Origin of the sequence: Vibrio sp. TRT 1302 (assembly GCF_050113875.1) — a bacterium.
Classification (GTDB): domain Bacteria; phylum Pseudomonadota; class Gammaproteobacteria; order Enterobacterales; family Vibrionaceae; genus Vibrio.
In genome coordinates, this window is record NZ_JBNJOF010000002.1 from 29707 (window position 1) to 54504 (window position 24798).

A 24798-nucleotide genomic window follows, 5' to 3' on the forward strand; every position below is an offset into this window, starting at 1 on the left:
CGCACCAGTTACGGTGCGCCTTACTCTTTCTAGGTAGAGATTAGACGGTAAATTTGTTCAAAATACTGTCTTGTTCGCGAATGTTTTCGGTCTGAGCCTGCATAGCAATGTTGGCATTATTTGCGGCTTCTGCAACCTGAGTGGACAAGTCTTTAATCTTCACTGTGTTGTTGTTTATCTCTTCGGCAACTAAGCTTTGCTCTTCGGCGGCTGAAGCGATCTGAATATTCATGTCACTGATTCGCTGAATGGCATCGCGAATGCTTTCGAGTGCTCTGTTAGCCTCCTGAGCTCTCTCGACAGCGGTGCTAGCGGTTGTCTTACTCATATTCATAGCATTCGATACAGACGTTGCTCCTGCCTGTAACTGCTCAATCATGTTACGGATTTCCGTGGTTGATTCCTGAGTTCGTTGCGCGAGCGTACGAACTTCATCAGCCACGACCGCAAAACCACGACCTGATTCACCTGCACGAGCTGCTTCAATCGCTGCGTTGAGTGCCAGCAAGTTTGTTTGGTCTGCGATGTCATTAATGACTTTGAGTATGGTTTCAATGTTGTCTGTTGCAGACTCTAGGACTTTAACTTCCTCGACTGCCTCATCAATTTTCTGAGAAAGATTGTCGATAGCACTGGTTGTTTCACTTACAACAGATGTCCCGATACTGGTTGCATCATCAGCTTCTTTTGCCGCAGCGGCAGCCCCTTGAGCATTGTTGGCGACATCGCCTGACGTGGTCGCCATTTCATGCATCGCAGTGGCCAACTGTTCCAGTTCGTGAAGTTGGTCTTGCATCGCTGAAGCCGATTCTTGCAAGCCGACAGAAGTCATTTCTGAGCCACGTAAAATTTCAGAACCGATCGCTTTAGACTGAGTAATCAGTTGCTGTAGCTGGCTGGTAAAATCGTTAAACCCACTGGCGAGGATAGAGAACTCTTTGTCAGTATTGGTATCAAGACGTTGTGTCAGATCCCCTTGACCAGAAGCTACGTCCTGAATGGCATCGCTGAGCGAATCGAGAGGGCGCATCAATGTTTTGATCAAAACCAACAGGATGACGATACTGATAACCAATGCAATCACGGTGTAGATGATGGAGCTGTTTCTCAGGTCAGCAAGTGATTGGTAGGCGATCTCTTCATCAAGTACTACACCAATATACCAATCTTCACCGGGCACTTTGGCGAAGTCGAGTGTGTACTCTTTTCCATCGATAATGGTTTCTTGAGGTTGGTCTTTAATCGGTGTATCGCCTAAGAACTCTTTCATAGGCTTACCATTTAACGCTGTCGTTGGGTGGGCAATGGTCGTGCCATCACCGGCGACGATAAACACGTACCCCGCGTTAAAGAGATCGACCTTGTTAACCAGTTCAGCGAGTGCGGCCAAGCTCACGTCATAAAATATCGCACCGATAAATTTACCTTTATCTCGCACTGGGGTGGCGATCGAAACCAGTATTTCACCTGTGCCAGAGTCTGCGTATGGCGCGGTAATGATGAGCTTTCCAGAGTTTTTTGCGTCGATATACCATGGTCTGACACGGGGATCCCAACCAGCACCAGGGTCCCATGATGCTTCGTTACCTATGTGTGAACCGTCGCTTTCAAACCCTAACCCAGCAAGGAGGAAAGTCTCTTTTATCACGGGTCGGGTGATAACCTCGGAAATAGCGTCAGGTGAAAGGTCAAGCTCAAGCATACTTGTGGCATAGGAGGCTATCGCTTTACGAGCATTAATTTCAGATGCGGTCGTGTCTCGGACACCGTTAACGATTTCGGTGACGCTAGAAGTAACCTGAGATTTCACTTCACTTCGAACAATGTAGTATTGCTGAAGAGTCAGAAGTGTAACAGTCGCTAAAAGCAGGACAGACGAAGCGGCCACAATCTTATGGCTAAATTTCATTTCATGATCCTCATCTATATATAAACTCTTTATTTATAGATCTATAGTTATGAAATGAGTATTCAGCCAGAAAAAACTAAAACTTTTCTATCAGTTAGAGACCGAGAATGGTTTTCTCTAATCCTGTCAACAACGATTCGTTACCATCGAATAGCGTAGAGACCACTTGTTCGCGTTTTTTACCAGACTTCATCTGCTTACATGCCTCTCTAACCGTTAGAACTAATTGGAGTTCATTGGCTAATGAAGAAGTTTGATTCACTTTCCAGTGATTGATTTTCTGGCTTAGTTTGCTCTCTTTTAGAACCGGTTTTAAAGAGGTGAGTTCTTGGCGTAAAACCGCCAGCAAGTCGAGTTGTGCCTCTCGATTGGCGACGAGTGTTGCGAGTCGATTAAGCACGGCTGTCATTAGCTCATTGAGTTCAACATATCCACCTTGCATAGGTAACTGAGACGTGACACGTGACGACACTTGCACAGAACGAACGAGGGTTTTCGGCGTATAAGTTATCGATGTCAGGGCGTCGAAAGGTAACCAGAAAGATTGTCCCGCTTCTACTGCATATTCTTGCTTACCGAGTTTAACCAATGCCAAGCCCTTCTCAACGCAAATAAGCTGATGTTTCAGCAGCTTTTTTCGTGATGTAGAAACAAGGAAGTCGTAAAGCTCAGATTGGAAAGAGATTGCGTAGTGCATGGTGTCGCTCATCAGTAAAGGGGCGCTAAGATTAACGCTTATTGTTAAAAAAGCCAACTTTGTGGAAGGTATCGCCCAATTTCCGATAAACAGTCTGGTCTGACCTTGCCGATTCTGCGAGAACTGTAGCTGCTAAGAACCATTTCTCAGCGTAGAATAGTGCGGCTTTTTACCTAACGAACAGAATAATGACGACAAACACAGACCCTTTTATTGAGATTCGTCCTTACAATGACGATGAAATTCCCGCGGCAATTGACCGCTTAGTTAACGATGAAGAATTCATCAGTGCGATTTTACAGCACCGCTTTTCAAACCACGCTGGTTGGTTTAAAACCTTAATGTCGCCAGTGGTTAAGATATACCTGAAGATGAAATGGTCGAAGCTCAATTCGGTTGAGACCATACAACTTGAGGTTAAGAAGTATTTAGATCAGACCCTCAAGTCCACAACTCGAGGCGTGACTTACAGTGGTCTGGATAATTTAGATACAGAGCAGGCTTACCTGTTTGTTTCTAACCATCGTGATATCGCCATGGATCCTGCTCTGGTTAACTATGGTCTGTTCAAGAATGGTCATAAGACAGTCCGTATTGCTATCGGTGACAACCTGCTGAAAAAGCCTTGTGCAACTGAACTGATGAAGCTCAACAAAAGCTTTATTGTTAAACGTTCAGCGAAAGGTCCTCGCGAAATGATGAAGGCCCTCGGCACTTTGTCTGGGTATATCAAACACTCTTTGGATACTGGTCACTCAATCTGGATCGCTCAGAAAGAAGGCCGCGCAAAAGACGGTAACGATTTTACAGATCCAGCAATCTTAAAAATGTTCCACGTCGAAGGTCGAAAGCTCAAGCTCTCATTTCCTGACTACATTAAGACGCTAAAAATTGTTCCGGTTTCTATCTCTTACGAAAACGACCCATGTGATATTGCTAAAGCCATTGAATTGCATGCCAAAGATTCTGTAGGAAGCTACGAAAAAGGCGAGTTCGAAGATATTGAAAGCATTATCCAAGGTATTGTTGGCGATAAAGGACACGTGCATGTCGCATTTGGTGATGTGATTGAGCAGGATTTTGAAACACCTGAAGCACTGGCTCAAGAAATTGATCGTCAGATTCATGCTAACTACAAGCTATTCCCAATTAATGAGCTTGCTGCCGGCAATGAACAAGTGGATGAACAGGTCAAAAAGACGTTGGCCGAAAAGTTGAACTTACTACCAAAGGACGCCCAGCCTTATTTGGTTGCCAGTTATGCCAACCCAGTCAAGAACCGCCCATAGTGGCTAAGCGTTGAGTTTTTAAAGCCTCATGTTCTGCATGGGGCTTTTTTATTGGCCGAGGCTAGGGAGCAACGGCTCCACCCAGCGTCAAGTTTGTTGGCCACTTAGTAATGCGATTGCCACCTAGGAAAATATTCCCTTTAACCGTCATCGTTTCAGGAAACTGAGTGATCTTCGAACCGCCTATATACAAATTCCCATCGACTGTTAAGCCCTCTGGGAGTGATTCGAGTGGCGTACGTATGACACTGAGATCGCCTTTTACTCTGAATCGTGGAGGAAGAGAGGTGACGGGAGTATCGGTTAGATTAATATAGCCGCCGACTTTCACCCCGCTGGGCCAACGAGTAATTTGGGAGCCGATAAGGTTAGCAAATCCACGAATATTAATCCCTTTTGACAATTTCTTTAATCCACTGTTGGAGGCATCTAAGCTGCCTTGGATATCCATTCCTTGCGGGAGCTGTTGAATTTGGGTTTTGGCGATGTTGAGGTTGCCTTGGACAACAAGTCCTGCGGGAAGCTCGGTATAGGGTTTATTACGCAAATCCAGATTACCGTAGTTGTCGAGATGATTGAGAATACGGAACTGGTCGAGTGGTTGTGCGTAGGCAGCAAAACACAGCGAGCAGAGCAATGGGATTAAGTAAAGTGGGTTGCGAATCATAGCCAGTAGATTAGGTACTTTTAGTTCACTATGAGTTCTAGGCTAGAGCAGGTCAATGACAATGACAAGCAAAGTCAAAAAAACGGGCACAAGCGCCCGTTTTATAAAGAATAAATCACTGATTATCGTGCTAGCGATCGAGTTTTTAACTCAAAAATCAGTTTCTCTGCACTCACTTCAAATTTAAAACGAGCGGTTAACTCTGATGACTCGTCATCAACTGGCGTGACTTCGTGCTCTACATTCGCGCACACTTGCTGAGCGAGTTCAATGTACTTGTTTAGCTCAGCTTCTAAAAGGGTTTTACCTGCTGCGTAGATGGTTACTTCAGCAACATCATCGCCTTCTTTAATGATGAAACCCATTTCGCCTGCGCAGCCACATGCCTCGCATACTTGATCTTGTTCGGTGCTCATTTAGACATCCTCCTACAAATAATGTGGCTATATTAGCGAGTTATTTGATGTTTATCCATAAAAAGCACTGTGTCAGGTTTCAGTGAAAGCACAGCATGATATGTTGACAGTTGAGTAATTTTTAATCTTTTGTTCGAGAATAGTTCTTGTTTGAGTGTGAGGTAGATCAATTAATGACGAAAATAGGTGTCATTATTTTGTCAGAATGCCATTCAATTCGTTGTCAGAACTAACAATTTGTAAGATTATCGATAGCTCACAATTATATTAAAAAAAAATAATGCCCTGTGGGTTATAGAAACACACAAAGTGTCTCTATAAATAATTAGCTTGCACAACAATTAGGTAGTTCATGCGGTTTAGCCGTTGTTTGATCTTTGTGTTTCATATGAGACATGGTTTCTATTGTTACATGACGGGTTGAAGTGAAAGCTGGTCACTTGGCGTCAATAATTGACTCGATATGAGTTTAGACGGATTTACAGAGAGAAGAGCCTGAACATGCCAAAGCGTAGTAAAGAAGATACCGAAATCACGATTCAGAAAATCATGGATGCGGTTGTTGATCAGCTTTTGCGTCTCGGTTATGACAAAATGTCGTACACCACACTGAGCCAGCAAACTGGTGTTTCGAGAACCGGCATCAGCCACCATTTTCCGAAGAAGACCGATTTCACCGCCGCACTAGATGGTCGAATCTTCAAGATGTTTGTTGATCACGTAGAGTTCGATAATGGGTTGGATGCCTTTTCATCTAGTTGGATCGCAGCGTTGGATAATGAAGAGTTTCGTGCCATCCTTCGCTTACTTTTCCACCATATTGTTACATCTCAGAGCACACACGAGTTTGCAAGCAATGGCATTGACCGCTTGTACAAGATGGCTGAAACACAATTCGGTGAGGGTAGTGCGAAAGAACTGGAGTGGTTAATTGGTAAATCACTCATTCGCATGGCTAAATAGCCAATAGTCAAAGCCTTCTTCGGAAGGCTTTTTTGATCTTAAAATCGCCATTTCTCTTCTTCTCTCTCTTAACTTGATACGTTTGTTCATCGAGCGCCAAGATTTAGTCACCCCGCAACGGAGTCAGCAAAACTATTTTTAGCATTGTGAGTGCATTTGTAGAGCGTCAATTTTCACGTGGTCTACCATTAAAATGTTGCTAATTAATTTTTTTTGTAACTGTTTGGCTAATAAAGCATCAATGCGCTGTATTTGGTAACTCGGTGGTCTGCTACACTGTGATTGTTACAACAACCAATAGAGGAGTAGGTGTACGCATGACTTTTCCCGTCCTTATATGCGATGACTCCGCTTTAGCGAGAAAGCAAATGGCTCGCTCACTGCCTGCTTCGCTAAATGCTGACATTTCCTTTGCTGTGCACGGCTTAGATGCTCTGGAACAGCTGGAAAAGCAAGAATTTAAATTGATGTTTCTCGACCTGACCATGCCTGAGTTGGATGGTTTTGGTACGTTAGAGGAAATTGCGAATCGAAACATCGATATCTCCGTAGTGGTGGTATCTGGCGATATTCAGCCCAAAGCTAAAGAACGAGTGATGTCTCTTGGTGCTAAGGCATTTGTCCAAAAGCCCATAGATAAAGATATCCTTAACGGCGTTCTTAAACAGTTGGTTGAACCCGTTACTCAACCTCGGATTGTGACGCCCGTTTCCATCGAGCTACCCATTTTGCGTCGTCGAGATGTCTATATGGAAGTCGCTAACGTTGCGATTGGTCGTGCTGCTGATGCGCTTGCGCGACATTTCGATGTGTTTGTTCACTTACCGCTACCCAACGTCAATATTTTTGAAGTCAGTGAACTTCACATGGCGTTGCGGGATCTCGCCGAAAACGATCAGGTTTCTGGTGTTTGCCAAGGCTTTAGTGGTGAGGGGATTGCCGGAGAAGCGTTAGTTTTACTTAGTGATTCGAGTGTTTCTGATCTCAAGAAATTGATGAAAGTTCCCGCTGATAGTGAAGAGCTCGAAGAGTTGGAACTGCTTATGGATGTGTCAAACATCCTCGTGGGCTCATTTCTCAATGGCCTTGGCCAACAAGCAGAAGTGCGTTTTTTCCAAAGCTCACCCGTCCTGCTGGGGCAGCATATTTCGATCGATTCAGTCATTTCTTCCACGTCAGGATCGTTTAAGAAAACCATGACATTTGAAGTCAGCTACAACATTGATGGCACTTCAATTCGTTGTGATTTGCTGTTTATGTTTGTCGACGAGTCTTTGCCGTTGTTAGATAACAAACTCGCTTATTTGATGGAGGACTTCTGATGTTAAATCTTCCAGCAGAATTTGAGCAATTCCATTGGATGGTCGATATGGTACAGAATGTCGACTTAGGACTGGTCGTTCTCGACAAAGATCATAACGTTCAGGTTTGGAATGGCTTCATGACTCATCATAGTGGTGTACAAGCACATGACGCGATAGGTAAGTCCTTGTTTGAGCTCTTCCCTGAAATCCCTCAGGAGTGGTTCAGATTGAAAACCAAACCAGTCTATGATTTAGGTTGTCGAAGCTTTATCACTTGGCAACAGCGCCCTTACTTGTTTAAGTGCCGCAACGTACGTCCGGTGACTCAGCAAGCAGATTTTATGTACCAGAACATCACTCTTAATCCGATGCGAACCCCAACAGGGGAAATCCGATCCTTGTTTCTTTCGATTCAAGACGCGACCGCTGAAGCTCTGGTGTCAATAAATCAATAATTTGCCAACAACGCCAAGGAACTCCTTGGCGTTGTCGTCTAAGCTATAGAGTCGATTCCAGCCAAGATACACACTATGAAACTCTCTATCCCTAGTTCACTTTTTACTGGTCAACAAGTCAAACGAGGCGAGCAACGTGCTGCACAACTCGCTGGCGTAGAGATGTACACCTTGATGCAACGAGCGGGCGGTTCGGTTTATGACTTGCTCAAGCAACGTTATCCTCAAGCCTCACGTTTGTTGATTCTCGTTGGTAGTGGCAATAATGGTGGAGATGGTTTCGTTGTGGCCAAACTCGCTCAAGCTGATGGCATGAACGTCACCGTTGCGCTCTACGGGAACGAGTCAAAGCTCGCGGGGGATGCGCTAAAGGCTAAGCAAGAGTGGCTGAACTGCGGCGGAGAGTTCACCTCTCTTGAGTCTCTTGACCTAGAAAGGCTAGATGTTGAAGTGGTGGTGGATGGTTTACTGGGGACGGGGTTAGCGGGCGATGTGCGTCTTCCACTCCAGAACCTGATTGAGCGGGTAAATCATCTTAATCTGCCTACCTTGTCCATTGATATTCCGTCAGGTCTGTGTAGCGATACGGGGCGTGTGCTCGGCAAAGCGATACGCGCCAATCACACCATAACGTTTATCGGTGTAAAACAGGGTTTGGTGACAGGACAGGCGCGTGAGGTAACAGGGCAAATCCACTTCGCAGGATTGGGGGTAGACGGGGAATTTCTTCAGTGTGAAAAAGCGTCTAGCTCTCTGCTCGATATCGATGATATGCGTGATGTATTGCCGCGTCGAAAACCGACAGCCCATAAGGGGCATCATGGGCGTTTGCTTTGTTTGGGGGGCAATGAAGGTTTTGCTGGTGCGATAAGATTATGTGCGAGCGCCGCCGCACGTAATGGAGCAGGGCTGATTCGAGCACTGTGCCATGCCTATTCCACCATCGCTCTTCAGGTCAGCTGTCCTGAGGTGATGACTCAAGCTTGGAACCATCAATACGATACTTTGCACCATGCAATATCAGAGGCTGATGTCATTGCGATTGGCCCTGGTTTAGGCAAGGATGAATGGGCGCAAGAAATTTATCGAGCAACGGTCTGTGTCGATAAACCCAAAATCGTCGATGCCGATGGACTCAACCTATTGGCTTTTGATTGCCATCGGGATCCGTTACGAGTTATCACACCGCATCCTGGAGAAGCTGCAAGATTACTGCAATGCAGTGTGAAGCAAGTCGAGCAAGATCGATTCTCGGCGGTGCGTGAGTTACAAGCGAAGTTTGGCGGTGTCGTCGTCCTAAAGGGCGCTGGTACCTTGGTTTGCGACGAGACGGATATCTTTGTCTGTCATGCGGGCAATGCAGGTATGGCAACAGGTGGAATGGGCGACGTACTAACAGGGATCATCGCTGCAATGCTTGCTCAAGGTCTTAGCTTGGTTGATGCCGCGAAAGTGGCAGTGTTGCTCCATAGCGCTGCGGCAGATGAGCTGGCACGCCAAGAAGGCCAAATCGGCTTGTTGGCGAGTGATGTGGTGCAGCACTCTCGCACAGTCCTCAATCATTGGCTTTCTGACTAAAAATCGAACTTTTTTCAGCCATTTCTGTGACTTCGATTGTTATTTCACGCTAATCCGTTACAATGCTTGCTCGTTCCTGAGTTGTGCATCCGTATTTGCATATAAAAGGACAAATTCTCTTGTCTTTAACACCTTGTTTTTCTAGTTAAAGATACGTTTAAAATACACGTGTTGCTTGGTGTGCAACACCACTGTAAAGGACAGTTAAATGCCTATTATTACTCTTCCTGACGGCAGTCAGCGTCAATTTGACAACCCAGTTTCTACTCTTGATGTTGCTCAATCTATCGGTCCTGGTCTTGCGAAAGCAACCATTGCTGGACGTGTAGATGGTAATCGTGTTGACGCTTGTGACCTTATTGAACAAGACGCAAGCCTAGAAATCATCACAGTAAAAGATGAAGTTGATGGTCTGGAAATCGTACGCCACTCATGCGCTCACTTGCTAGGTCATGCGATCAAGCAACTTTTCCCTGAAGCGAAAATGGCGATTGGTCCGACTATCGATAGCGGTTTCTACTACGATATCGACTTAGAGCACTCACTAACGCAAGAAGATCTTGAAAAGATTGAAAAGCGTATGCAAGACTTGGCAAAGACTAAGTACCAAGTGATCAAGAAAAAGGTCAGCTGGCAGGAAGCACGCGATGCATTTGAAGCTCGCGGTGAAACATACAAGATGGAAATCTTGGACGAGAACGTTGCACGTGATGACCGCCCAGGCCTATACCATCACGAAGAATATGTCGACATGTGTCGTGGTCCACACGTTCCACACATGGGATTCTGTCAGCACTTTACCCTACTGAACGTAGCGGGTGCTTACTGGCGTGGTAACAGTGACAACAAGATGCTGCAACGTATCTACGGTACTGCATTCCACGATAAAAAAGCGCTTAAAGCTCACCTAACTCGTTTAGAAGAAGCGGCGAAACGCGACCACCGTAAAATCGGTAAGCAATTAGACCTATTCCACATGCAGCAAGAAGCACCGGGCATGGTGTTCTGGCATCACAATGGTTGGTCTATCTTCCGTGACCTAGAAGTATTCGTTCGTTCGAAACTAACAGAGTACGGTTACCAAGAAGTAAAAGGTCCACTTATCATGGATCGCGTTCTTTGGGAACGTTCTGGTCACTGGGACAAGTACGCAGAAGCGATGTTCACTACATCTTCTGAAAACCGTGACTACGCACTTAAGCCGATGAACTGCCCTGGTCATGTTCAGATCTTTAACCAAGGTCTGAAATCATACCGTGATCTGCCACTTCGCATGGCTGAGTTTGGTTCATGTCACCGTAACGAGCCATCAGGCGCGCTACACGGCATTATGCGTGTTCGTGGTTTTACTCAGGATGATGCTCACATCTTCTGTACTGAAAGTCAGATTCAAGAAGAAGTGACTAGCTGTATCAAGATGGTTTACGATACATACCAAACTTTTGGTTTCGAAAACATCGTAGTTAAGCTATCTACTCGCCCTGAAAAACGTGTTGGTTCGGATGAGATCTGGGATCAATCTGAAGAAGCGCTGAAGCAATCTCTTGAAGCGATGGATATTCCATACGAAATTCAAGAAGGCGAGGGTGCATTCTACGGACCTAAGATTGAATTCACGCTGCATGACTGTCTAGACCGTGCATGGCAATGTGGTACAGTTCAGCTAGACTTCAACCTACCGGGTCGTCTAGGTGCTACCTACGTGGATGAAAATAACGAGCGCCAAGTGCCAGTGATGATTCACCGTGCGATTCTGGGCTCACTAGAGCGATTCATCGGTATTTTGATCGAAGAATACTACGGCTTCTTCCCAACTTGGTTATCGCCAGAACAGGCTGTAATCATGAATATCACTGACAAACAGTCAGATTATGTTCAGGAAGTGGCACAAAAACTACAAAAATGTGGAATTAGAGCTAAAGCGGACTTGAGAAATGAGAAGATTGGCTTTAAAATCCGCGAACATACTTTGAAGCGTGTACCGTATATGCTTGTTTGTGGCGACCAAGAAATGGAAGCCGGTGAAATCGCAGTACGTACTCGTAAAGGTAAAGACCTCGGTAAGTTTAAAGTGGATGATTTTATTTCCTACATCCAAGACGAGATCTCTACCCGTAAGCTCAATCTGGAGGAATAAACTATTAAAGGCGGAAGACGCGGCCAAGTACCGGCCAAACAAAATGCTCATCGTTTAAACGGTGAAATTCGTGGCGTTCGTGAAGTTCGTTTAACTGGCGCTGATGGCGAATCAGTTGGTGTCGTTTCTATTCAAGAAGCAGTAGCAGCAGCTGAAGAAGCAGGCATGGATCTGGTAGAAATCAGTCCAAACGCTGAGCCACCAGTATGTCGTGTAATGGACTACGGTAAATTCCTCTTTGAGAAGAGCAAATCTGCTAAAGAGCAGAAGAAAAAGCAAAAACAGGTTCAGATTAAGGAAGTAAAATTCCGTCCTGGAACTGATATTGGAGACTATCAGGTAAAACTACGCAACCTGACGCGTTTCCTGGAAGAAGGCAACAAAGTGAAGGTAACAATTCGCTTCCGTGGCCGAGAAATGGCACACCAAGAGATCGGTGTTGACGTTCTAAATCGTCTGAAGGAAGACACTGCTGAAATCGCTTTAGTAGAATCTTTCCCTAAGAAGATCGAAGGTCGTCAAATGATCATGGTTCTTGCCCCTAAGAAGAAGTAATTAACGGCTTTGCAAGTAATTAACCCTGCCGTTGTTAAAACGGCGGGGTTCGTTCGCCCTAATTACTATTGTTTATACAACTCAACAATGCGGAGTTATTCATCATGCCTAAGATGAAAACCAACAAAGGTGCTGCTAAGCGTTTTAAGAAAACTGCTGGTGGTATTAAGTACAAGCACGCTACAAAACGTCACATCCTGACTAAGCGTACTACTAAGAACAAGCGTCAGCTACGTCCAAATGCAATCCTTCCTAAGTGTGAAGTGGCTGCAGTAATTCGTATGCTACCATACGCATAATTCTTTTTAGTTTATTAATCGTTTAGTTTAGGAGAAGCATAATGCCTCGCGTAAAACGTGGTGTACAAGCTCGTGCACGTCATAAGAAAGTTCTAAAACAAGCTAAAGGTTACTACGGTGCACGTTCACGTGTTTACCGCGTAGCTTTCCAAGCAGTTACTAAAGCTGGTCAATACGCTTACCGTGACCGTCGCAACAAGAAACGTCAATTCCGTCAACTATGGATTGCACGTATCAACGCTGCATCTCGTCAAAATGGTCTATCTTACAGCCGTTTCATCAACGGTCTTAAGAAAGCATCTATCGAGATCGACCGTAAGATCCTTGCTGACATCGCGGTATTCGACAAAGCTGCATTCGCAGTTCTAGTTGAAAAGGCGAAAGCTGCTCTTTAATTAGAGTTAGTGATTAGGATTAAGAAAAGGGGAGCTTAGGCTCCCCTTTTTTCTACCTTCAATTCTTTAAAGGGTCGATAACGGGCTTATCACGCCGAATCACCTCTCTCTACAACCTATACACTCCGCGCAGGATATTACGATTTGCGTCTCTCGGGAGTGCGATTTCTTCATAATCAGCTCTCTATTTGTTTCTGTTTAAACGGAAAAGCTTTTAATACTAGCGACCAGTTTTTCACAGAGGGTTGCAAAGTGATCTTTATGCATATTCCAATAGGGTGTTTTGTCATTTGATTAACGAGCAATTAGTCTGGTTTAGAAAAATAGAATTTCGTGAGGTTCATATGGCAGAGCTTGGTTAGATATTTTTTTAGGACGTAAGAACGCTGCCAGTCAGTTGATCGACATAGCTGCATATGATTGGGTAGAGTTAGGTGAATCTCTAGGCCTTCTAAAGTAATCAGTGGCTGAGAACATTGCACTAGGTATTGAATATGCAAAAAGTAAAGGCTATTAGCCTAATATTGATTGGTGTTCTAATCGCAATATCAGTTGGCTACTTGCTTGAGCCTAGCGTTGAACTTGATCAAGAGGTTATAAAAGTCCCCTTGTCTGATTCGCAGACTTTGGTAGGCTACAGAAATAATGCCGGTGGTGCTACTACTGGATTTAGTTACTATTTTTTCGTCAAGTCGAATACGTCAGAGAAATTGCCAAGTGCGTTCCTCATTACTGATACTCCAAACGTTACATTTCAGCCGAAAGAACAGGGTGTTTTTTCGTTGCACGTAGACGGTATAGTGTATCAATTCACCAATAACATTTGGGTTAACGAGCATGGCAAGTTAATACCGATAGTTTTTGAATTTACAACCATAAGTCGCCCAACCAACGGCTAATCAACGAGTGTTTCAGAGTGTTTGAGATACTCGGTTTGAATCAGGTTTAATATTTACGACACAGGGATTTAAATCTGGTGTCAGGTTAAAAGAGGATAAATGGATGATTGGGACATGTTTATGTGGCGATGTAGAGTTTTCAATTACCGGGGAGCTACCAAATTTTTACCAATGCCATTGCTCATTGTGTCGGAAATTATCCGGTTCGGCATCTGACACTGCAACATTTTTGAATCGAGAACAATTTCAATGGATAAAGGGCCTTGATTGTATAAGTTCGTTTAAGCTTCCATCTGGATACCGTTCCGATTTTTGCAAACACTGTGGTAGCACAGTGCCGCACCTTATGGAAAATGGTCAGCAATACTGGATTCCAGCCGGTTTGCTAGATGAAAGTCCTCGTAGTGTGGTTTCCGCTCACCTCTTTGTTGGCTCCAAGGCAAGCTGGGATAAAATCGGTGATTCAGGAGAGCAGTTTATTGAAATGCCAACGATGAGTGTTTTGAACGACAAGCTTCAAAATAAATCTTAGCCCTGGTGTCTGAGCGCAATACCCTCCCTTGATTTAAGGCATAAAAATGTACATAAGATTTGTTGTCGATGAAATTGATGAAGATTCATGTCAGAGAAAAGGAATATTTCAGGCCATTAGCGGCATGAAAAAGCAAGATGATTTCTATGACTATGAACTTGATTATATCGCAGAGATCATGGGCTGGTTTGATGAAAACCTTGAATCTCCCTTGGACTATTTAAATAAGCAGAAATCTCAAAAATCTGACGTGTATATTAGTTGGTTTATTGAATCTGCTTCTGAACACATAGCTAAAGTACGTGAGTTCGTGTTTCTGGTGGAAAGCAAAGGTGTCGTAGTTTCTCAAATAAGAACAGTTAATCCCGGTAAAATAGTCTATTCAGACGAATTTCAGATATTTGCTAAACCATTTACGCGGTTTTAGGCAAAAACAATAAAAATTGCAGAGTGATTTACAACGTTTGATCACTTTCATTTTAATTGGCTTAACAGATTGCGTAATTTATTTAAAAAGGGAATTTAAAGTGATTCTAAACCATGTCTCAGTGGGTGTTTCGAATGTGACCGAGTCTGTCGCTTTTTATGATTCACTGCTTTCTACTTTGTCTATTAAACGCTCTCACTATATCGAAAATGTAGCAGCGGCTTATGGCGAGCATTTAGAGTTTTGGGTCGGTTGTCCATGCAAGGAGGGGGCGTCTGCTGGGAATGGAACTCATATTGCTTTTAATGCGCCAAGTCGAGAGGCGGTTGATCGATTTTACGCTAGCGCGTTGGCGCTTGGAGGTTCGTGTGCAGGCAAGCCGAATTTGCGTCCCGAATACGGTGAGAATTACTACGCTGCTTTTGTGCGTGACTATGATGGAAACAAACTGGAAGCTGTATTTATCTAACTGAAGCCACATCTTCTTTGTTCTTTATGTTGTGGCGTATCTTCGCGCTCATTCGACTCAGATAGCCTTTTGCAAAGTAACCTAATGAAATAGTCCTTATATGCATAATGTTGTGTTAGTTTGGTTATGATTGCTTGGCAAAGGAACGACCAATGTTAGACAAAACGAACGAGTATTTTTTGCGTGGAGTGGCTGCCGCATTTATCATCAAAGCGCTGGCGGGGTGGTATTTAGCTGCAAATGAAGAACAGTATTTCGTCCTAATAATCTCGGTCAGCTTGGGCTTATTGTTCCTACAATGTACGGCTGCGGTCTATTTTCATCATTTGGCGATGAAAGTGGGGGCATTAGGTTTTCCACCAGAGCAGAAATGGTCACCATTTTTTATTGGAATTTTGTCCGTTCATAGTGCCACTTTTTTTGATAAAACGGATGCAGTCCAAAGCTTAAATATCTTCGCACAGATATTGGTAGGTCTTGGGTTTGTTGCTTTCATGGCATTCTTTCCTACCTACAATGCACAAAAACGCAAATCAGCGGCAATAACAGAAGATTAGACATTACATAGAAAGTAATTCTGAGTTGTCGGTCATTCGGGTATCGACGAGACAGAAAAGACTCCAATTGGCAGTTGATGGCGGAATAAGGATAAAGAAGATGACAGTTCCCTTAGATTCTGAGTTATATGAATACGCGAGCGGTGCTTATTTTGCCGATAGTTTTAGTCGAGAACTTCCCAACCACGGCCAGACAGCGTTAGATGTCTATCTTGAAATTGCCACAAAGACGCCGAGCTGGGTGTCTATGCTAATGGCATTGAGAAACCGTGTCGTCTCTATGTGTGGCTTGAAGCATTTAGGCCGTCTCCAAGATGCAGCGAATGTCATTGACCCTGCAAGCATTCAGAAAGGTGAACGGATTGGTATTTTTACTCTGCAAAGCCTTAGCGACGAAGAAATAGTCCTTGAGGATAGCGATAAGCACCTTGACGTCAGAGTCTCTTTCTTAATCGAGGCTGTGGACGACAAGATTCGAGTCCATGCCACAACGGTAGTGCACGTGCATAATGTGTTTGGCCGAGTGTATATGTTTTTTGTTGCTCCAGTTCATAAACTTATCGTCCCAAGTTCATTGAAGACACTAGACAGGGTGTGATTAGCAGGTCAAATTGGGTCGTTGAGTTTTCTACTCGCTAGAGAGCGAATAATTCGAGGGAAATATGGATATTGCAATACTGACTTTTGATGGATTTAACGAATTGGATTCGTTTATCGCTTTGGGGATATTGAATCGGATGAAAGAGAAGGGCTGGACCGTTCAAATAACGAGCCCGACGAAGTCAGTCACATCGATGAATGGCGTCACGATAGAATCTCAACAAGATCTCGAATTTGCTAGACGTGCTGATGTCGTACTGTTTGGCAGTGGCATCAAAACGCGAGATCTAGCTCAAGACCGAGAGTTACTATCTAACCTACAACTCGACCCCACGCGGCAATTCATTGGAGGCCAGTGTTCAGGTACTTTGTTGATGTCTGTGTTAGGCCTACTTCAGGATGTTCCCGCTTGCACTGACTTAACAACGAAACCCTGGGTTGTGGAATCAGGCGTAAAGGTATTGGAACAACCTTTTTATGCGCAAGGCAACATTGCGACAGCTGGAGGCTGTTTGTCCTCACAGTACTTGGCGGCTTGGGTGATTGGCAAACTTGGCGGCCGAGAAGCCGTTGAGAGTGCTATTCACTACGTTGCGCCCGTCGGTGAAAAAGAGCAAACCGTTACCCACTGCATGTCCGTAGTGAGTGAGTATCTTTAAAAATAAACGGTCTCGAGTGGTCAGTTGCGCTTGTGAGGTGATTCAACGGATACAGTGGTAAAAGTATCTAGGGTCGGGGGTGACGGCTTAGGAAAGTACAGCGAATACGCGTTGGGTAGAGAGTCTTCTTGAATTGAATAATTCTATAGAAATCATTACGGAAGCGGCATGGCCTGAAATACTAGAGCTGCAAGCAGAGGTTTATCTGCTTGTTGAGCCAGAGAGTGTTGAGGTACTTCAGGATAAGTGGCGCAGAACCCCAAACTGCTGCTTTATTTGCCGAGAAGAAGGACGATTAGTGGGTTATTTGCTATCCCATTCTTGGAATAGTGAGCAACCGCCGAAGCTATTTAACGCCTTACCCCAAAAAACTGAAGGGAACATTTTGTTTCTTCATGATCTGGCGATATCAAGCTCCTCATCTGGTCGAGGCATTGGTTCAAAACTGATGAAACATCTGATCGATGTTGCTACTCGTTTAGATTTCAAAGAAATTAGGTTGGTTTCTGTCCAGAACTCAAGGCCATTTTGGCAAAGGCAAGGTTTTAAAGCAGTGTCAGAAAAGGTCTGCAAAAGCTACGGTCAAGATGCGCAATTAATGTGGAGAAAACTCTAGGCAAAGTGGGGTATACACGTGGGATTTGGCTATTCCTCTGTCGGTTCGCACTCTAAGTAGTGAAGCTTCAGAGCTCGAACGCTTTGCCCTGAAACTTCTCAGATCAAACTGACGTGAACTACTGGGTTATTCCCAGAACTTCCACCACTTTTTACTGTTCTCTTCGCGTTTTGCTTGACCTTGCTCAGATCCTTTACCGAGCTCTTTTTGCTCTTGACTCGCTTTGTTCTCTTTTTGCTTTTCGAGACCAGATTTTTTCGTCTTCAGTTTTTGTTTGAGATCATCAACTTCACCCTGTTGCTCTTCCAGTTGCTCAATCTCGCGTTCAAGTTTCTGTTTATCCTTGTTATTTTTGGCTTTCTTCGCTTTGTTTTTTTTCTCTTTTATCAGCTCTTCGAGCCCTTTTTGGTGCTCTTCTAATTGAAGCTCGGCTTTGTTGATGTCTTTCTGAGTTTTAATTTCTTCAAGGTTTGGTTTTCCTTTGCCTGCCCATTCAGGTTTAGCGGCGAGCGCGAGCGATGGTGTAAGCGCAATGACAGCGCTGAGTGTGATAATTGGTGTGATTTTCATGAAGTACTCCCTTACGATGTGACGCTTACTATTGGTATAACATGGACTTATGATAAGTGAAAACTTATTGTGATGCAGATATGGCCAATGAGTGCAGCGGGCCGCCTAAGGTCATCAGAAGAAACTCTTAGCGCTTGATATTTTTAGGTTGAACTCAGATTGATATATACAGCACAATGCCCCTTATAACTTCGTGTCGTTGACTCTCAAATAAGAATGAGACTGTAAAGTCTATGCTATGCATTAGGAGCTAATATGAGTGAGATCGCCCGTTTTATGTCCGGTGAAATTCCGGATAAGTTTGGTCGTAGTATTGAGCAGTTGCTAGCTTATGATCACTTCTGGTTGGAACATGATCATAAGTATATTCAAGTCTTGTTCCCGACAGATGAAGGAACCAAGTTCAATCGACATGCGCCTTTGGTTACTCAAGTAGACAGAGATATTTTTGCTAACTCTGAGCAACTTCGTCAAACTCACCTTCAGGCTCTCGACTTAATGCTTGATTTTTGGGGCATGGAGAGGAGCGGGCATGAGGTGAGATCGGTCAAGCCGTTAAACGCGAGCAATCATGTATGGCTTAAAAGCCATGATCATAACCAATTGAGGTTAACCCGTGCGATTCGAAGCTTGCATCTGCTTGGCAACCAAGCTGTTGCAAAAGGTTTGTGTGATTTTATAGTGGCCTCTGCCAATGAAGTTGGTACTGTATCGGAGACCACCCTTCAATATTGGCGCAACGCTTTAAAAGAGTAAGCATCTGTCTATCCCACTGAAGTTCGTGCTTGTCTTGGGTGTATCGCTATCAAGGTACCGACATAAGCACTAAGTTTATTCACAAGAACAAGGAGATATCTTTTGATTAGTCATATAGACCATATTGTTTTGACTGTGACGGACATTGAACGTTCAGTGGACTTCTACAAGCGAGTCCTTCAGATGGAGGAACTGACTTTTGCAAATGGTCGCAAAGCGGTCAAGTTTGGTCAGCAAAAAATCAATCTGCAATTATTGGGGCAGGAGCCAAGGAACTTGGCGCGTGTGGGATCAGGAGATTTGTGTTTGATAAGCCACTGGTCGTTAGATGAAGTGGTTCGGCATCTCGAAGCGCAGGGGATTGAGATAATTGAAGGCCCAGTAGAGAAGTCTGGAGCTCAAGGGCCAATTCAGTCGGTTTATTTCCTTGATCCCGATTCGAACCTAATCGAAGTGAGCGTCTATCAATAGAGTCAGTGCCGCGTTCACTCGACACTATCGATGCAGATCATCATCGCGTCTGGTCGCCAGTACTCTAGCTCGCAGTCCATCAGTTCTCCGTCTTGCTTGTAGTTCACGCGACAGATTTTTAGTACGGGTTGGCCTTCTGCTAGATTGAGGGCCTTGGCGACATGAGCTTGAGCTGAGGTGGGAATGACGTCAAAGCGTGAGCGCAAAGTCTCATAGCCGAACTTATCACGATAAATGCCTGTCAACGACATAGTCAGGTTTTCGTTTAATATGTCTTCAAATAAAGATGCCTTTAAAACGTTCTCGACAAATAGCACCGCTCGTCCATCAATGCATCTCAGTCTTTCGATGATATGAATTGGTGTGATTGTGTTGACCTCTAGAGCTTGAGCATATTCACCTGCTGCTATTTCACTTCGTACATTAACCAGTCTGGTTTCTGCAATACGGTTTTGTTCGCGAATCATTTGATGAAAATGAGATCGGGACAGAGGGTTATAGCGAATTCGTTTAGGAGAAACATACCAACCACGACGCTCTTCGCGATAGATTCGCCCTTCCGTTTCGAGTGCAATCAATGCATCTTTGATCGTAATGCGCGTGGTTGAGAATAACTCGCTAAGTTCTCTTTCAGAGGGCAATTTTTGGCCTTCAGACATGATTCCAGACTCGATTTGCGCTCTTATGCTGGTTTTAATTCTTGCTAGTTGGGTTCCTAATTGAGGGGCCACTGTTGTTCTCATTGCTGATCTAGTCCATGTGTTGCGCTAGAGACAATGTAAGTCGGACAGATAACAGAAATATGACATACGTTAATTGATCAAATTGCGCCCAAATGAAATATATCTGCCATAGAAATTCATTCAAACTGTCAAAATAGTTGCGCCAAATCGTCACATTCACTGCCTAGGATAAATTTCGAACTTACTGACCTAGTCCAGAAGGATGGAGACAATGAAAACTTTGCTAAGTCGTTCAACTGCTATTTCTGCTAAGAAAATGGTACCTGCTGCTCTGATTGCAGTATCACTCTCGATGCCAGCCATGGCAAAACAGGCGGATCTCGAATCACTGATCCAAGCCGCACAAAAAGAAGGCGCGGTGTACAGCGTGGGAATGCCAGATAGTTGGGCAAACTGGAAAGACACATGGGTAGACCTGAAATCAAACTACGGTTTGAAACATCAAGATACGGATATGAGCTCGGCGCAAGAGATCGCTAAGTTTGAAGCCGAGAAGAAAAATGCAACCGCGGATATAGGCGATGTTGGTTTTGCATTTGCACGTGTCGCAGTGAAGAAGGGCGTGACTCAAGCTTATAAACCGACAACCTGGAGCGATATTCCAGATTGGGCGAAAGATAAAGAGGGTCATTGGGCACTGGCTTACACTGGCACCATCTCATTTATCTCTAACAATAATCTCGTCAAAAACGCTCCGAAATCTTGGGATGACCTGTTGAAAGGGGACTACAAGGTAACTGTCGGAGATGTTGGTGTTGCAGCACAGGCAAACAATGCCGTTCTTGCAGCAGCATTTGCCAATGGCGGCGATGAATCTAATTTAGAACCAGCACTGAAATTCTTTGGTGAATTGGCAAAACAAGGGCGCTTATCGTTCACCGACCCAAGTATCGCTAACCTAGAGAAAGGCGAAGTGGAAGTGGCGATTTTGTGGGACTTCAATGCGCTTAACTACCGTGACAAGATTGATCGTCAACGCTTCACCGTTAACATTCCTCAAGATGGTTCTGTCATTTCGGGATACACCACCATCATCAACAAATTCGCTAAAAATCCGAATGCGGCTAAGCTGGCTCGCGAGTATATCTTCAGTGACCAAGGGCAGATCAACCTAGCTCAAGGTTATGCTCGTCCAATTCGCTCTAACGTCGTATTACCTAAGTCAGTTCAAGATAAGTTGATTTCTAATGACCAATACAGCAATGTGCATCCCGTAAAGGATTTCAATGCTTGGGAAAAATCTGCGCGTAAATTGCCACGTCAATGGCAGGAAAGTGTGTTAATTCACCAACAATAAGAGTCTGTCACTATGAACAATAAGGTTATCCTTGTCGTTCTAGATGGACTGAATTATCAGGTAGCCCGTGACTGTATGGGCTACCTCAATGGCCTTCTAGAACAACACCACTCAGGCTCGCAAATGTGTGCAACATTGTATCCCGTGCTTTGCGAGCTGCCTTCACTATCCCGTCCACTTTACGAATGTATATTGACTGGAGTGCGCCCCGTTGACAGTGGCATTGTGAATAACAATGTGGTGCGATTGTCGAACCATGAGTCGATTTTTAGCCTCGCGAAATCGCAAGGCAAGGTGACAGCCGCCGCAGCGTATCATTGGATGAGCGAGCTCTATAACCGAGCCCCTTACGAACCAGTGAGAGATCGTTTTACACACGATGAAACGATGAATATTCAGCACGGCTGCTTTTACCACTGGGACCACTATCCCGATGACGCTCTCTTTCTTGATGCGGAACATTTGCGCCGAGCGTATAGGCCAGATTTTTTGCTGATTCATCCGATGAACATTGATGATATGGGCCATCAATATGGCTTAGATTCGAGCCAGTACCGCAATTGTGCACGCCATGCAGACATTATTTTGTCTAACTATATTGGGCAATGGCTAGTAGACGGTTATCAAGTCATCGTCACCAGTGACCATGGAATGAACGACGATCGGTCGCACGGGGGAATCTTGCCACAAGAACGCCAAGTACCGCTGTTTTTGATAGGGGATAAATTCACCCATCAAGAAGGGAAAATAAAGCAAACAGAGCTCTGTGGCATGGTTTGCCAATTGCTCAATCTCGAACACACTAAGCCATATCCTCAGGAATTGTTAGCATTATGAGCAGTTCTGTTTTACCGACTCGTACACAAGAGTCAAGTTCAGCGAAGCCACATTGGCATCGATGGGTTGAGCGTATCAAACCTGCATTGTGGCTGGCGCCTTTTGCGCTATTTTTCTATCTCTTTCAGTTGGCTCCTATGGTTTGGGTGCTGATCAACAGTTTTATTTATGATGGCGAATTTGCATTTGATAACTATATTGAAGTGCTTGATTCAGCGTTTATGATTCAGGCTTTTAATAACAGTCTTTGGTTAGCTGTTTGGTCGAGCGTTGTCGGCTTAGCAATTGCGACCGTGCTGGTCTCTTCGCTACGCCGTGTTGAAGGGAGAATTCGAGATAGTGTTATTGCGTTTACCAATATGAGCAGTAACTTTTCGGGTGTGCCTTTGTCATTCGCGTTTATCATCATCTTAGGTACCAATGGTGCGTTGACCTTGCTGCTGAAGCAGTATGGCTTATTAGGTGATTTCGACCTGTATGGTAAGTGGGGTTTGCTGGCTATATATGTTTATTTTCAGATCCCTCTGGCTGTTTTGTTGCTATATCCCGCTTTTGACGCGCTCAGTGATGACTGGCAAGCCGCCGCTGCACTCCTAGGAGCTCGTACAGACCAGTATTGGGCAAGAATCGCGTTACCAGTGCTTTCTCCGGCACTGCTTGGCACGTTCATCATTCTGATTGCCAATGCGATTGGCGCCTATGCCAGCGTATACGCATTGACTTCGGGCAATTACAACGTGATCACCATTCGTATTGCCAGCTTAGTCTCGGGTGACTTATTCCTTGAGCCGAACTTAGCGGCTGCCATTTCTGTGATTTTAATGGCCTTGCTTGCTCTGATCACCATGATCAATCAATGGCTTATTGCAAAAAGCTATGCGGGTAGGAAGTCGTGATGCATAACGTTAATACTCGATTTCACAAAACAGTAGTGTATTCAATTGTGGGCATCATGCTGATACCGATTTTGGCAACATTCGTCTATTCGGTGTCATCCCGCTGGGGCGCCACCATTTTGCCTGATGGCTTCACGCTCGACTGGTATCTCAACTTGCTGAGTGACCCACGATTTTTGCAGGCATTTGGACGCTCGTTGTTCATTTGTATCGCGTCACTTTTTTTGAGCGTGGTGTTGATTCTACCTGCGATATTTGTGGTGTTTTATTACTTTCCGAAACTAGATAAGGTTATGAATATCATGATCTTATTACCCTTTGCGGTACCACCGGTGGTGTCGTCTGTGGGATTGCTCCAGCTTTACGCAGACAGTGAAATTTCTCTTGTGGGCACGCCTTGGATTCTGATCGGTACTTACTTCACTATTGCGCTGCCATTTATGTATCGTGCGATTGCGAATAGCTTCGAAGCAATCAACCTGCACGATTTGATGGACGCTGCGCATCTTCTGGGGGCGAGTACCGTCAAAGCGTTCTTGCTGATTATTCTGCCAAACTTGAAGAAAGGATTGATGGCATCGCTGTTTCTTTCCTTATCATTTTTATTGGGCGAGTTTGTGTTCGCCAATATCTTGGTTGGTACGCGTTACGAAACGCTACAGATTTACCTTTATAACATGCGTCAAACCAGCGGCCACTTTACCAGCGCCCTGGTGATGACCTATTTCCTGTTTATTTTTATCCTGACTTGGCTGGCAAGTCGTTTTAGCCGAGGAGTCAAATAATGAGTTATGTCGTCGCAAATAATCTGACTAAACGCTTTGCTGACAATACCGTATTCGAAGAGATTGAATTCACTATTGAGCAAGGTGAATTTATTACGCTGCTTGGCCCCAGCGGTTGCGGTAAATCGACCTTGCTTCGAAGCCTTGCAGGATTGAATCCTGTTGATGGGGGAGAGATTTGGGTGGATGGTGAGGAGATTACTCATCAGGTACCTCAGCAGCGTGGTATTGGCATGGTGTTTCAGTCCTATGCGTTGTTTCCCAATATGACTGTGGAAGGCAATATAGGTTTTGGTTTGCAGATGAAAAAACTGGCAAAGCAAGAGATTCAACGCCAAGTCGCTAGGGTCATCGAACTGGTTGATCTCAAAGGTAAAGAGAAACACTATCCGCACCAGCTTTCAGGAGGGCAACGTCAACGAGTCGCTCTTGCTAGGGCGTTAGTCGTTAAGCCGCGTATCTTACTCCTTGATGAGCCTCTTTCCGCTCTGGATGCCAAGATACGTAAACATCTGCGTCAACAGATCCGTGATATTCAAAAAGAGATGAATTTAACGACAATTTTTGTCACTCATGATCAGGAAGAAGCGATGATCATGTCAGATCGCATTTTCCTAATGAACAAAGGCGAAATTGTTCAGGCTGGGTCTCCGGAAGAGATTTATACCCATCCAGCCAACGAGTTTGTGGCAAGTTTTATGGGGCATTACAATTTGGTTGAAGCGACGAAAGCGAAGCAACTATTCAATATCGAGACCGATTGGAAGGTAGCGATACGTCCGGAATCCATCTATGTCAAAGAGCAGGGGCGCAAATATGGCAACCATGTATCTGCTCCGCAAAAGGCGACAATTAAAAACCATCAGTTGTTGGGAAATGTGATTCGCTATCAGGTTGAGGTCGACCAGTGTGAGCTTACCGTTGATCTCCTCAATCGTTCATCTGAGCGTTTACTGGCCAATGGTAGCCAACTAGAACTCTTGTTTAATCTCAATGAAATTCAACCTGTGAGAGCGTAAT

At 44.6% G+C, this 24798-nt stretch carries 30 protein-coding genes; 24 read left to right on the plus strand and 6 right to left on the minus strand.

What is annotated here, in order from left to right; genetic code table 11:
• Nucleotides 1-40: 40 nt before the first annotated feature.
• On the minus strand, nucleotides 41-1909 hold the full coding sequence (locus tag ACQEXP_RS02890; RefSeq protein ID WP_269375632.1) for a methyl-accepting chemotaxis protein: 1869 nt from the start codon (nucleotides 1907-1909) through the stop codon (nucleotides 41-43).
• A gap of 94 nt (nucleotides 1910-2003) precedes the next feature.
• A complete protein-coding gene (locus ACQEXP_RS02895) occupies nucleotides 2004-2606 on the minus strand; it encodes an AraC family transcriptional regulator (protein WP_426968091.1) in 603 nt (200 codons plus the stop codon).
• A 188-nt stretch (nucleotides 2607-2794) separates the two neighbouring features.
• On the opposite strand from ACQEXP_RS02895, the gene ACQEXP_RS02900 reads away from it, so the two are divergent.
• The gene (locus ACQEXP_RS02900) at nucleotides 2795-3895 is read left to right on the plus strand and encodes a 1-acyl-sn-glycerol-3-phosphate acyltransferase (protein ID WP_269375630.1); all 1101 of its coding nucleotides are present in this window, start codon (nucleotides 2795-2797) and stop codon (nucleotides 3893-3895) included.
• Nucleotides 3896-3956: 61 nt separating this feature from the next.
• Here ACQEXP_RS02900 and ACQEXP_RS02905 read toward each other — a convergent pair whose 3' ends face one another.
• On the minus strand, nucleotides 3957-4562 hold the full coding sequence (locus ACQEXP_RS02905) for a hypothetical protein (protein WP_426968093.1): 606 nt from the start codon (nucleotides 4560-4562) through the stop codon (nucleotides 3957-3959).
• 122 nt (nucleotides 4563-4684) lie between these two features.
• Complete coding sequence (locus tag ACQEXP_RS02910) at nucleotides 4685-4978, minus strand: YfcZ/YiiS family protein (protein WP_269375628.1); 294 nt, start codon at nucleotides 4976-4978, stop codon at nucleotides 4685-4687.
• Nucleotides 4979-5479: 501 nt separating this feature from the next.
• Between ACQEXP_RS02910 and ACQEXP_RS02915 the strand changes: the two genes are divergently transcribed.
• The 16 genes from ACQEXP_RS02915 (at nucleotide 5480) to ACQEXP_RS02990 (ending at nucleotide 17423) form a co-directional block, all read left to right on the plus strand.
• The gene (locus ACQEXP_RS02915; RefSeq protein ID WP_138973239.1) at nucleotides 5480-5941 is read left to right on the plus strand and encodes a TetR family transcriptional regulator; all 462 of its coding nucleotides are present in this window, start codon (nucleotides 5480-5482) and stop codon (nucleotides 5939-5941) included.
• 317 nt (nucleotides 5942-6258) lie between these two features.
• The gene (locus ACQEXP_RS02920; protein WP_269375627.1) at nucleotides 6259-7263 is read left to right on the plus strand and encodes a response regulator; all 1005 of its coding nucleotides are present in this window, start codon (nucleotides 6259-6261) and stop codon (nucleotides 7261-7263) included.
• Nucleotides 7263-7700 (plus strand): PAS domain-containing protein, encoded by a 438-nt coding sequence (locus ACQEXP_RS02925; protein WP_138973241.1) that lies wholly within the window; start codon nucleotides 7263-7265, stop codon nucleotides 7698-7700. The genes ACQEXP_RS02920 and ACQEXP_RS02925 overlap by 1 nt, the downstream gene beginning before the upstream one ends.
• 75 nt (nucleotides 7701-7775) lie before the next feature.
• The gene (locus ACQEXP_RS02930) at nucleotides 7776-9278 is read left to right on the plus strand and encodes an NAD(P)H-hydrate dehydratase (RefSeq protein WP_426968096.1); all 1503 of its coding nucleotides are present in this window, start codon (nucleotides 7776-7778) and stop codon (nucleotides 9276-9278) included.
• 208 nt (nucleotides 9279-9486) lie between these two features.
• Nucleotides 9487-11415 (plus strand): threonine--tRNA ligase, encoded by a 1929-nt coding sequence (thrS, locus tag ACQEXP_RS02935; protein WP_426968098.1) that lies wholly within the window; start codon nucleotides 9487-9489, stop codon nucleotides 11413-11415.
• A 3-nt stretch (nucleotides 11416-11418) separates the two neighbouring features.
• Nucleotides 11419-11970 (plus strand): translation initiation factor IF-3, encoded by a 552-nt coding sequence (gene infC, locus ACQEXP_RS02940; RefSeq protein ID WP_269375890.1) that lies wholly within the window; start codon nucleotides 11419-11421, stop codon nucleotides 11968-11970.
• A gap of 104 nt (nucleotides 11971-12074) precedes the next feature.
• Nucleotides 12075-12269, plus strand: coding sequence for a 50S ribosomal protein L35 (rpmI, locus tag ACQEXP_RS02945; protein ID WP_005377932.1), 195 nt, complete (start codon nucleotides 12075-12077; stop codon nucleotides 12267-12269).
• Nucleotides 12270-12310: 41 nt separating this feature from the next.
• Nucleotides 12311-12664, plus strand: coding sequence for a 50S ribosomal protein L20 (rplT, locus tag ACQEXP_RS02950; protein WP_004401084.1), 354 nt, complete (start codon nucleotides 12311-12313; stop codon nucleotides 12662-12664).
• Nucleotides 12665-13158: 494 nt separating this feature from the next.
• Nucleotides 13159-13563 (plus strand): hypothetical protein, encoded by a 405-nt coding sequence (locus ACQEXP_RS02955; RefSeq protein WP_426968100.1) that lies wholly within the window; start codon nucleotides 13159-13161, stop codon nucleotides 13561-13563.
• Between the two features lie 103 nt (nucleotides 13564-13666).
• On the plus strand, nucleotides 13667-14095 hold the full coding sequence (locus ACQEXP_RS02960; RefSeq protein WP_426968102.1) for a GFA family protein: 429 nt from the start codon (nucleotides 13667-13669) through the stop codon (nucleotides 14093-14095).
• 46 nt (nucleotides 14096-14141) lie between these two features.
• Nucleotides 14142-14522, plus strand: coding sequence for a hypothetical protein (locus ACQEXP_RS02965; RefSeq protein WP_426968104.1), 381 nt, complete (start codon nucleotides 14142-14144; stop codon nucleotides 14520-14522).
• Nucleotides 14523-14622: 100 nt separating this feature from the next.
• The gene (locus ACQEXP_RS02970) at nucleotides 14623-14991 is read left to right on the plus strand and encodes a VOC family protein (RefSeq protein ID WP_426968106.1); all 369 of its coding nucleotides are present in this window, start codon (nucleotides 14623-14625) and stop codon (nucleotides 14989-14991) included.
• A gap of 152 nt (nucleotides 14992-15143) precedes the next feature.
• Complete coding sequence (locus ACQEXP_RS02975) at nucleotides 15144-15548, plus strand: hypothetical protein (protein WP_426968108.1); 405 nt, start codon at nucleotides 15144-15146, stop codon at nucleotides 15546-15548.
• Between the two features lie 100 nt (nucleotides 15549-15648).
• The gene (locus tag ACQEXP_RS02980) at nucleotides 15649-16146 is read left to right on the plus strand and encodes a DUF2867 domain-containing protein (RefSeq protein ID WP_426968110.1); all 498 of its coding nucleotides are present in this window, start codon (nucleotides 15649-15651) and stop codon (nucleotides 16144-16146) included.
• A gap of 64 nt (nucleotides 16147-16210) precedes the next feature.
• Entirely contained in the window at nucleotides 16211-16807 is a 597-nt protein-coding gene (locus ACQEXP_RS02985; protein WP_426968111.1) for a DJ-1/PfpI family protein, read from the plus strand.
• Between the two features lie 133 nt (nucleotides 16808-16940).
• Nucleotides 16941-17423, plus strand: coding sequence for a GNAT family N-acetyltransferase (locus tag ACQEXP_RS02990; RefSeq protein ID WP_426968113.1), 483 nt, complete (start codon nucleotides 16941-16943; stop codon nucleotides 17421-17423).
• A gap of 126 nt (nucleotides 17424-17549) precedes the next feature.
• Here ACQEXP_RS02990 and ACQEXP_RS02995 read toward each other — a convergent pair whose 3' ends face one another.
• Nucleotides 17550-17993 carry a hypothetical protein gene (locus ACQEXP_RS02995; protein ID WP_426968115.1) on the minus strand — a complete coding sequence of 148 codons (444 nt, stop codon included), beginning with the start codon at nucleotides 17991-17993 and terminating at the stop codon, nucleotides 17550-17552.
• 255 nt (nucleotides 17994-18248) lie between these two features.
• Between ACQEXP_RS02995 and ACQEXP_RS03000 the strand changes: the two genes are divergently transcribed.
• Both ACQEXP_RS03000 and ACQEXP_RS03005 read left to right on the plus strand, forming a co-directional pair.
• Nucleotides 18249-18749, plus strand: coding sequence for an opioid growth factor receptor-related protein (locus ACQEXP_RS03000; RefSeq protein WP_426968117.1), 501 nt, complete (start codon nucleotides 18249-18251; stop codon nucleotides 18747-18749).
• Nucleotides 18750-18851: 102 nt separating this feature from the next.
• A complete protein-coding gene (locus ACQEXP_RS03005; protein ID WP_426968119.1) occupies nucleotides 18852-19220 on the plus strand; it encodes a VOC family protein in 369 nt (122 codons plus the stop codon).
• Between the two features lie 14 nt (nucleotides 19221-19234).
• Here the strand turns inward: ACQEXP_RS03005 and ACQEXP_RS03010 are convergent, their stop codons facing one another.
• The gene (locus tag ACQEXP_RS03010; protein WP_426968121.1) at nucleotides 19235-19963 is read right to left on the minus strand and encodes a UTRA domain-containing protein; all 729 of its coding nucleotides are present in this window, start codon (nucleotides 19961-19963) and stop codon (nucleotides 19235-19237) included.
• A gap of 211 nt (nucleotides 19964-20174) precedes the next feature.
• Here ACQEXP_RS03010 and ACQEXP_RS03015 point away from each other — a divergent pair, with 211 nt between their 5' ends.
• The 5 genes from ACQEXP_RS03015 to ACQEXP_RS03035 are packed head-to-tail and all read left to right on the plus strand — an operon-like array spanning nucleotide 20175 to nucleotide 24797.
• Nucleotides 20175-21260: an ABC transporter substrate-binding protein gene (locus ACQEXP_RS03015; RefSeq protein WP_269375612.1), complete on the plus strand. Its 1086-nt coding sequence runs from the start codon at nucleotides 20175-20177 to the stop codon at nucleotides 21258-21260.
• Nucleotides 21261-21272: 12 nt separating this feature from the next.
• A complete protein-coding gene (locus ACQEXP_RS03020) occupies nucleotides 21273-22097 on the plus strand; it encodes an alkaline phosphatase family protein (protein ID WP_426968123.1) in 825 nt (274 codons plus the stop codon).
• Nucleotides 22094-22993, plus strand: coding sequence for an ABC transporter permease (locus ACQEXP_RS03025; RefSeq protein WP_426968125.1), 900 nt, complete (start codon nucleotides 22094-22096; stop codon nucleotides 22991-22993). The genes ACQEXP_RS03020 and ACQEXP_RS03025 overlap by 4 nt, the downstream gene beginning before the upstream one ends.
• Entirely contained in the window at nucleotides 22993-23778 is a 786-nt protein-coding gene (locus tag ACQEXP_RS03030; RefSeq protein ID WP_426968127.1) for an ABC transporter permease, read from the plus strand. The genes ACQEXP_RS03025 and ACQEXP_RS03030 overlap by 1 nt, the downstream gene beginning before the upstream one ends.
• A complete protein-coding gene (locus tag ACQEXP_RS03035; protein WP_269375607.1) occupies nucleotides 23778-24797 on the plus strand; it encodes an ABC transporter ATP-binding protein in 1020 nt (339 codons plus the stop codon). Before ACQEXP_RS03030 ends, ACQEXP_RS03035 begins: the two co-directional genes overlap by 1 nt.
• The last annotated feature ends 1 nt before the right edge of the window (nucleotide 24798 follow it).

Bases quoted from the DNA above. Each gene is read 5' to 3' on its own strand.
- ACQEXP_RS02890 (WP_269375632.1), bottom strand. From the start codon at position 1,909: ATGAAATTTAGCCATAAGATTGTGGCCGCTTCGTCTGTCCTGCTTTTA.
- ACQEXP_RS02895 (WP_426968091.1), bottom strand. From the start codon at position 2,606: ATGCACTACGCAATCTCTTTCCAATCTGAGCTTTACGACTTCCTTGTT.
- ACQEXP_RS02900 (WP_269375630.1), top strand. From the start codon at position 2,795: ATGACGACAAACACAGACCCTTTTATTGAGATTCGTCCTTACAATGAC.
- ACQEXP_RS02905 (WP_426968093.1), bottom strand. From the start codon at position 4,562: ATGATTCGCAACCCACTTTACTTAATCCCATTGCTCTGCTCGCTGTGT.
- ACQEXP_RS02910 (WP_269375628.1), bottom strand. From the start codon at position 4,978: ATGAGCACCGAACAAGATCAAGTATGCGAGGCATGTGGCTGCGCAGGC.
- ACQEXP_RS02915 (WP_138973239.1), top strand. From the start codon at position 5,480: ATGCCAAAGCGTAGTAAAGAAGATACCGAAATCACGATTCAGAAAATC.
- ACQEXP_RS02920 (WP_269375627.1), top strand. From the start codon at position 6,259: ATGACTTTTCCCGTCCTTATATGCGATGACTCCGCTTTAGCGAGAAAG.
- ACQEXP_RS02925 (WP_138973241.1), top strand. From the start codon at position 7,263: ATGTTAAATCTTCCAGCAGAATTTGAGCAATTCCATTGGATGGTCGAT.
- ACQEXP_RS02930 (WP_426968096.1), top strand. From the start codon at position 7,776: ATGAAACTCTCTATCCCTAGTTCACTTTTTACTGGTCAACAAGTCAAA.
- thrS (WP_426968098.1), top strand. From the start codon at position 9,487: ATGCCTATTATTACTCTTCCTGACGGCAGTCAGCGTCAATTTGACAAC.
- rpmI (WP_005377932.1), top strand. From the start codon at position 12,075: ATGCCTAAGATGAAAACCAACAAAGGTGCTGCTAAGCGTTTTAAGAAA.
- rplT (WP_004401084.1), top strand. From the start codon at position 12,311: ATGCCTCGCGTAAAACGTGGTGTACAAGCTCGTGCACGTCATAAGAAA.
- ACQEXP_RS02955 (WP_426968100.1), top strand. From the start codon at position 13,159: ATGCAAAAAGTAAAGGCTATTAGCCTAATATTGATTGGTGTTCTAATC.
- ACQEXP_RS02960 (WP_426968102.1), top strand. From the start codon at position 13,667: ATGATTGGGACATGTTTATGTGGCGATGTAGAGTTTTCAATTACCGGG.
- ACQEXP_RS02965 (WP_426968104.1), top strand. From the start codon at position 14,142: ATGTACATAAGATTTGTTGTCGATGAAATTGATGAAGATTCATGTCAG.
- ACQEXP_RS02975 (WP_426968108.1), top strand. From the start codon at position 15,144: ATGTTAGACAAAACGAACGAGTATTTTTTGCGTGGAGTGGCTGCCGCA.
- ACQEXP_RS02980 (WP_426968110.1), top strand. From the start codon at position 15,649: ATGACAGTTCCCTTAGATTCTGAGTTATATGAATACGCGAGCGGTGCT.
- ACQEXP_RS02985 (WP_426968111.1), top strand. From the start codon at position 16,211: ATGGATATTGCAATACTGACTTTTGATGGATTTAACGAATTGGATTCG.
- ACQEXP_RS02995 (WP_426968115.1), bottom strand. From the start codon at position 17,993: ATGAAAATCACACCAATTATCACACTCAGCGCTGTCATTGCGCTTACA.
- ACQEXP_RS03000 (WP_426968117.1), top strand. From the start codon at position 18,249: ATGAGTGAGATCGCCCGTTTTATGTCCGGTGAAATTCCGGATAAGTTT.
- ACQEXP_RS03010 (WP_426968121.1), bottom strand. From the start codon at position 19,963: ATGAGAACAACAGTGGCCCCTCAATTAGGAACCCAACTAGCAAGAATT.
- ACQEXP_RS03015 (WP_269375612.1), top strand. From the start codon at position 20,175: ATGAAAACTTTGCTAAGTCGTTCAACTGCTATTTCTGCTAAGAAAATG.
- ACQEXP_RS03020 (WP_426968123.1), top strand. From the start codon at position 21,273: ATGAACAATAAGGTTATCCTTGTCGTTCTAGATGGACTGAATTATCAG.
- ACQEXP_RS03025 (WP_426968125.1), top strand. From the start codon at position 22,094: ATGAGCAGTTCTGTTTTACCGACTCGTACACAAGAGTCAAGTTCAGCG.
- ACQEXP_RS03030 (WP_426968127.1), top strand. From the start codon at position 22,993: ATGCATAACGTTAATACTCGATTTCACAAAACAGTAGTGTATTCAATT.
- ACQEXP_RS03035 (WP_269375607.1), top strand. From the start codon at position 23,778: ATGAGTTATGTCGTCGCAAATAATCTGACTAAACGCTTTGCTGACAAT.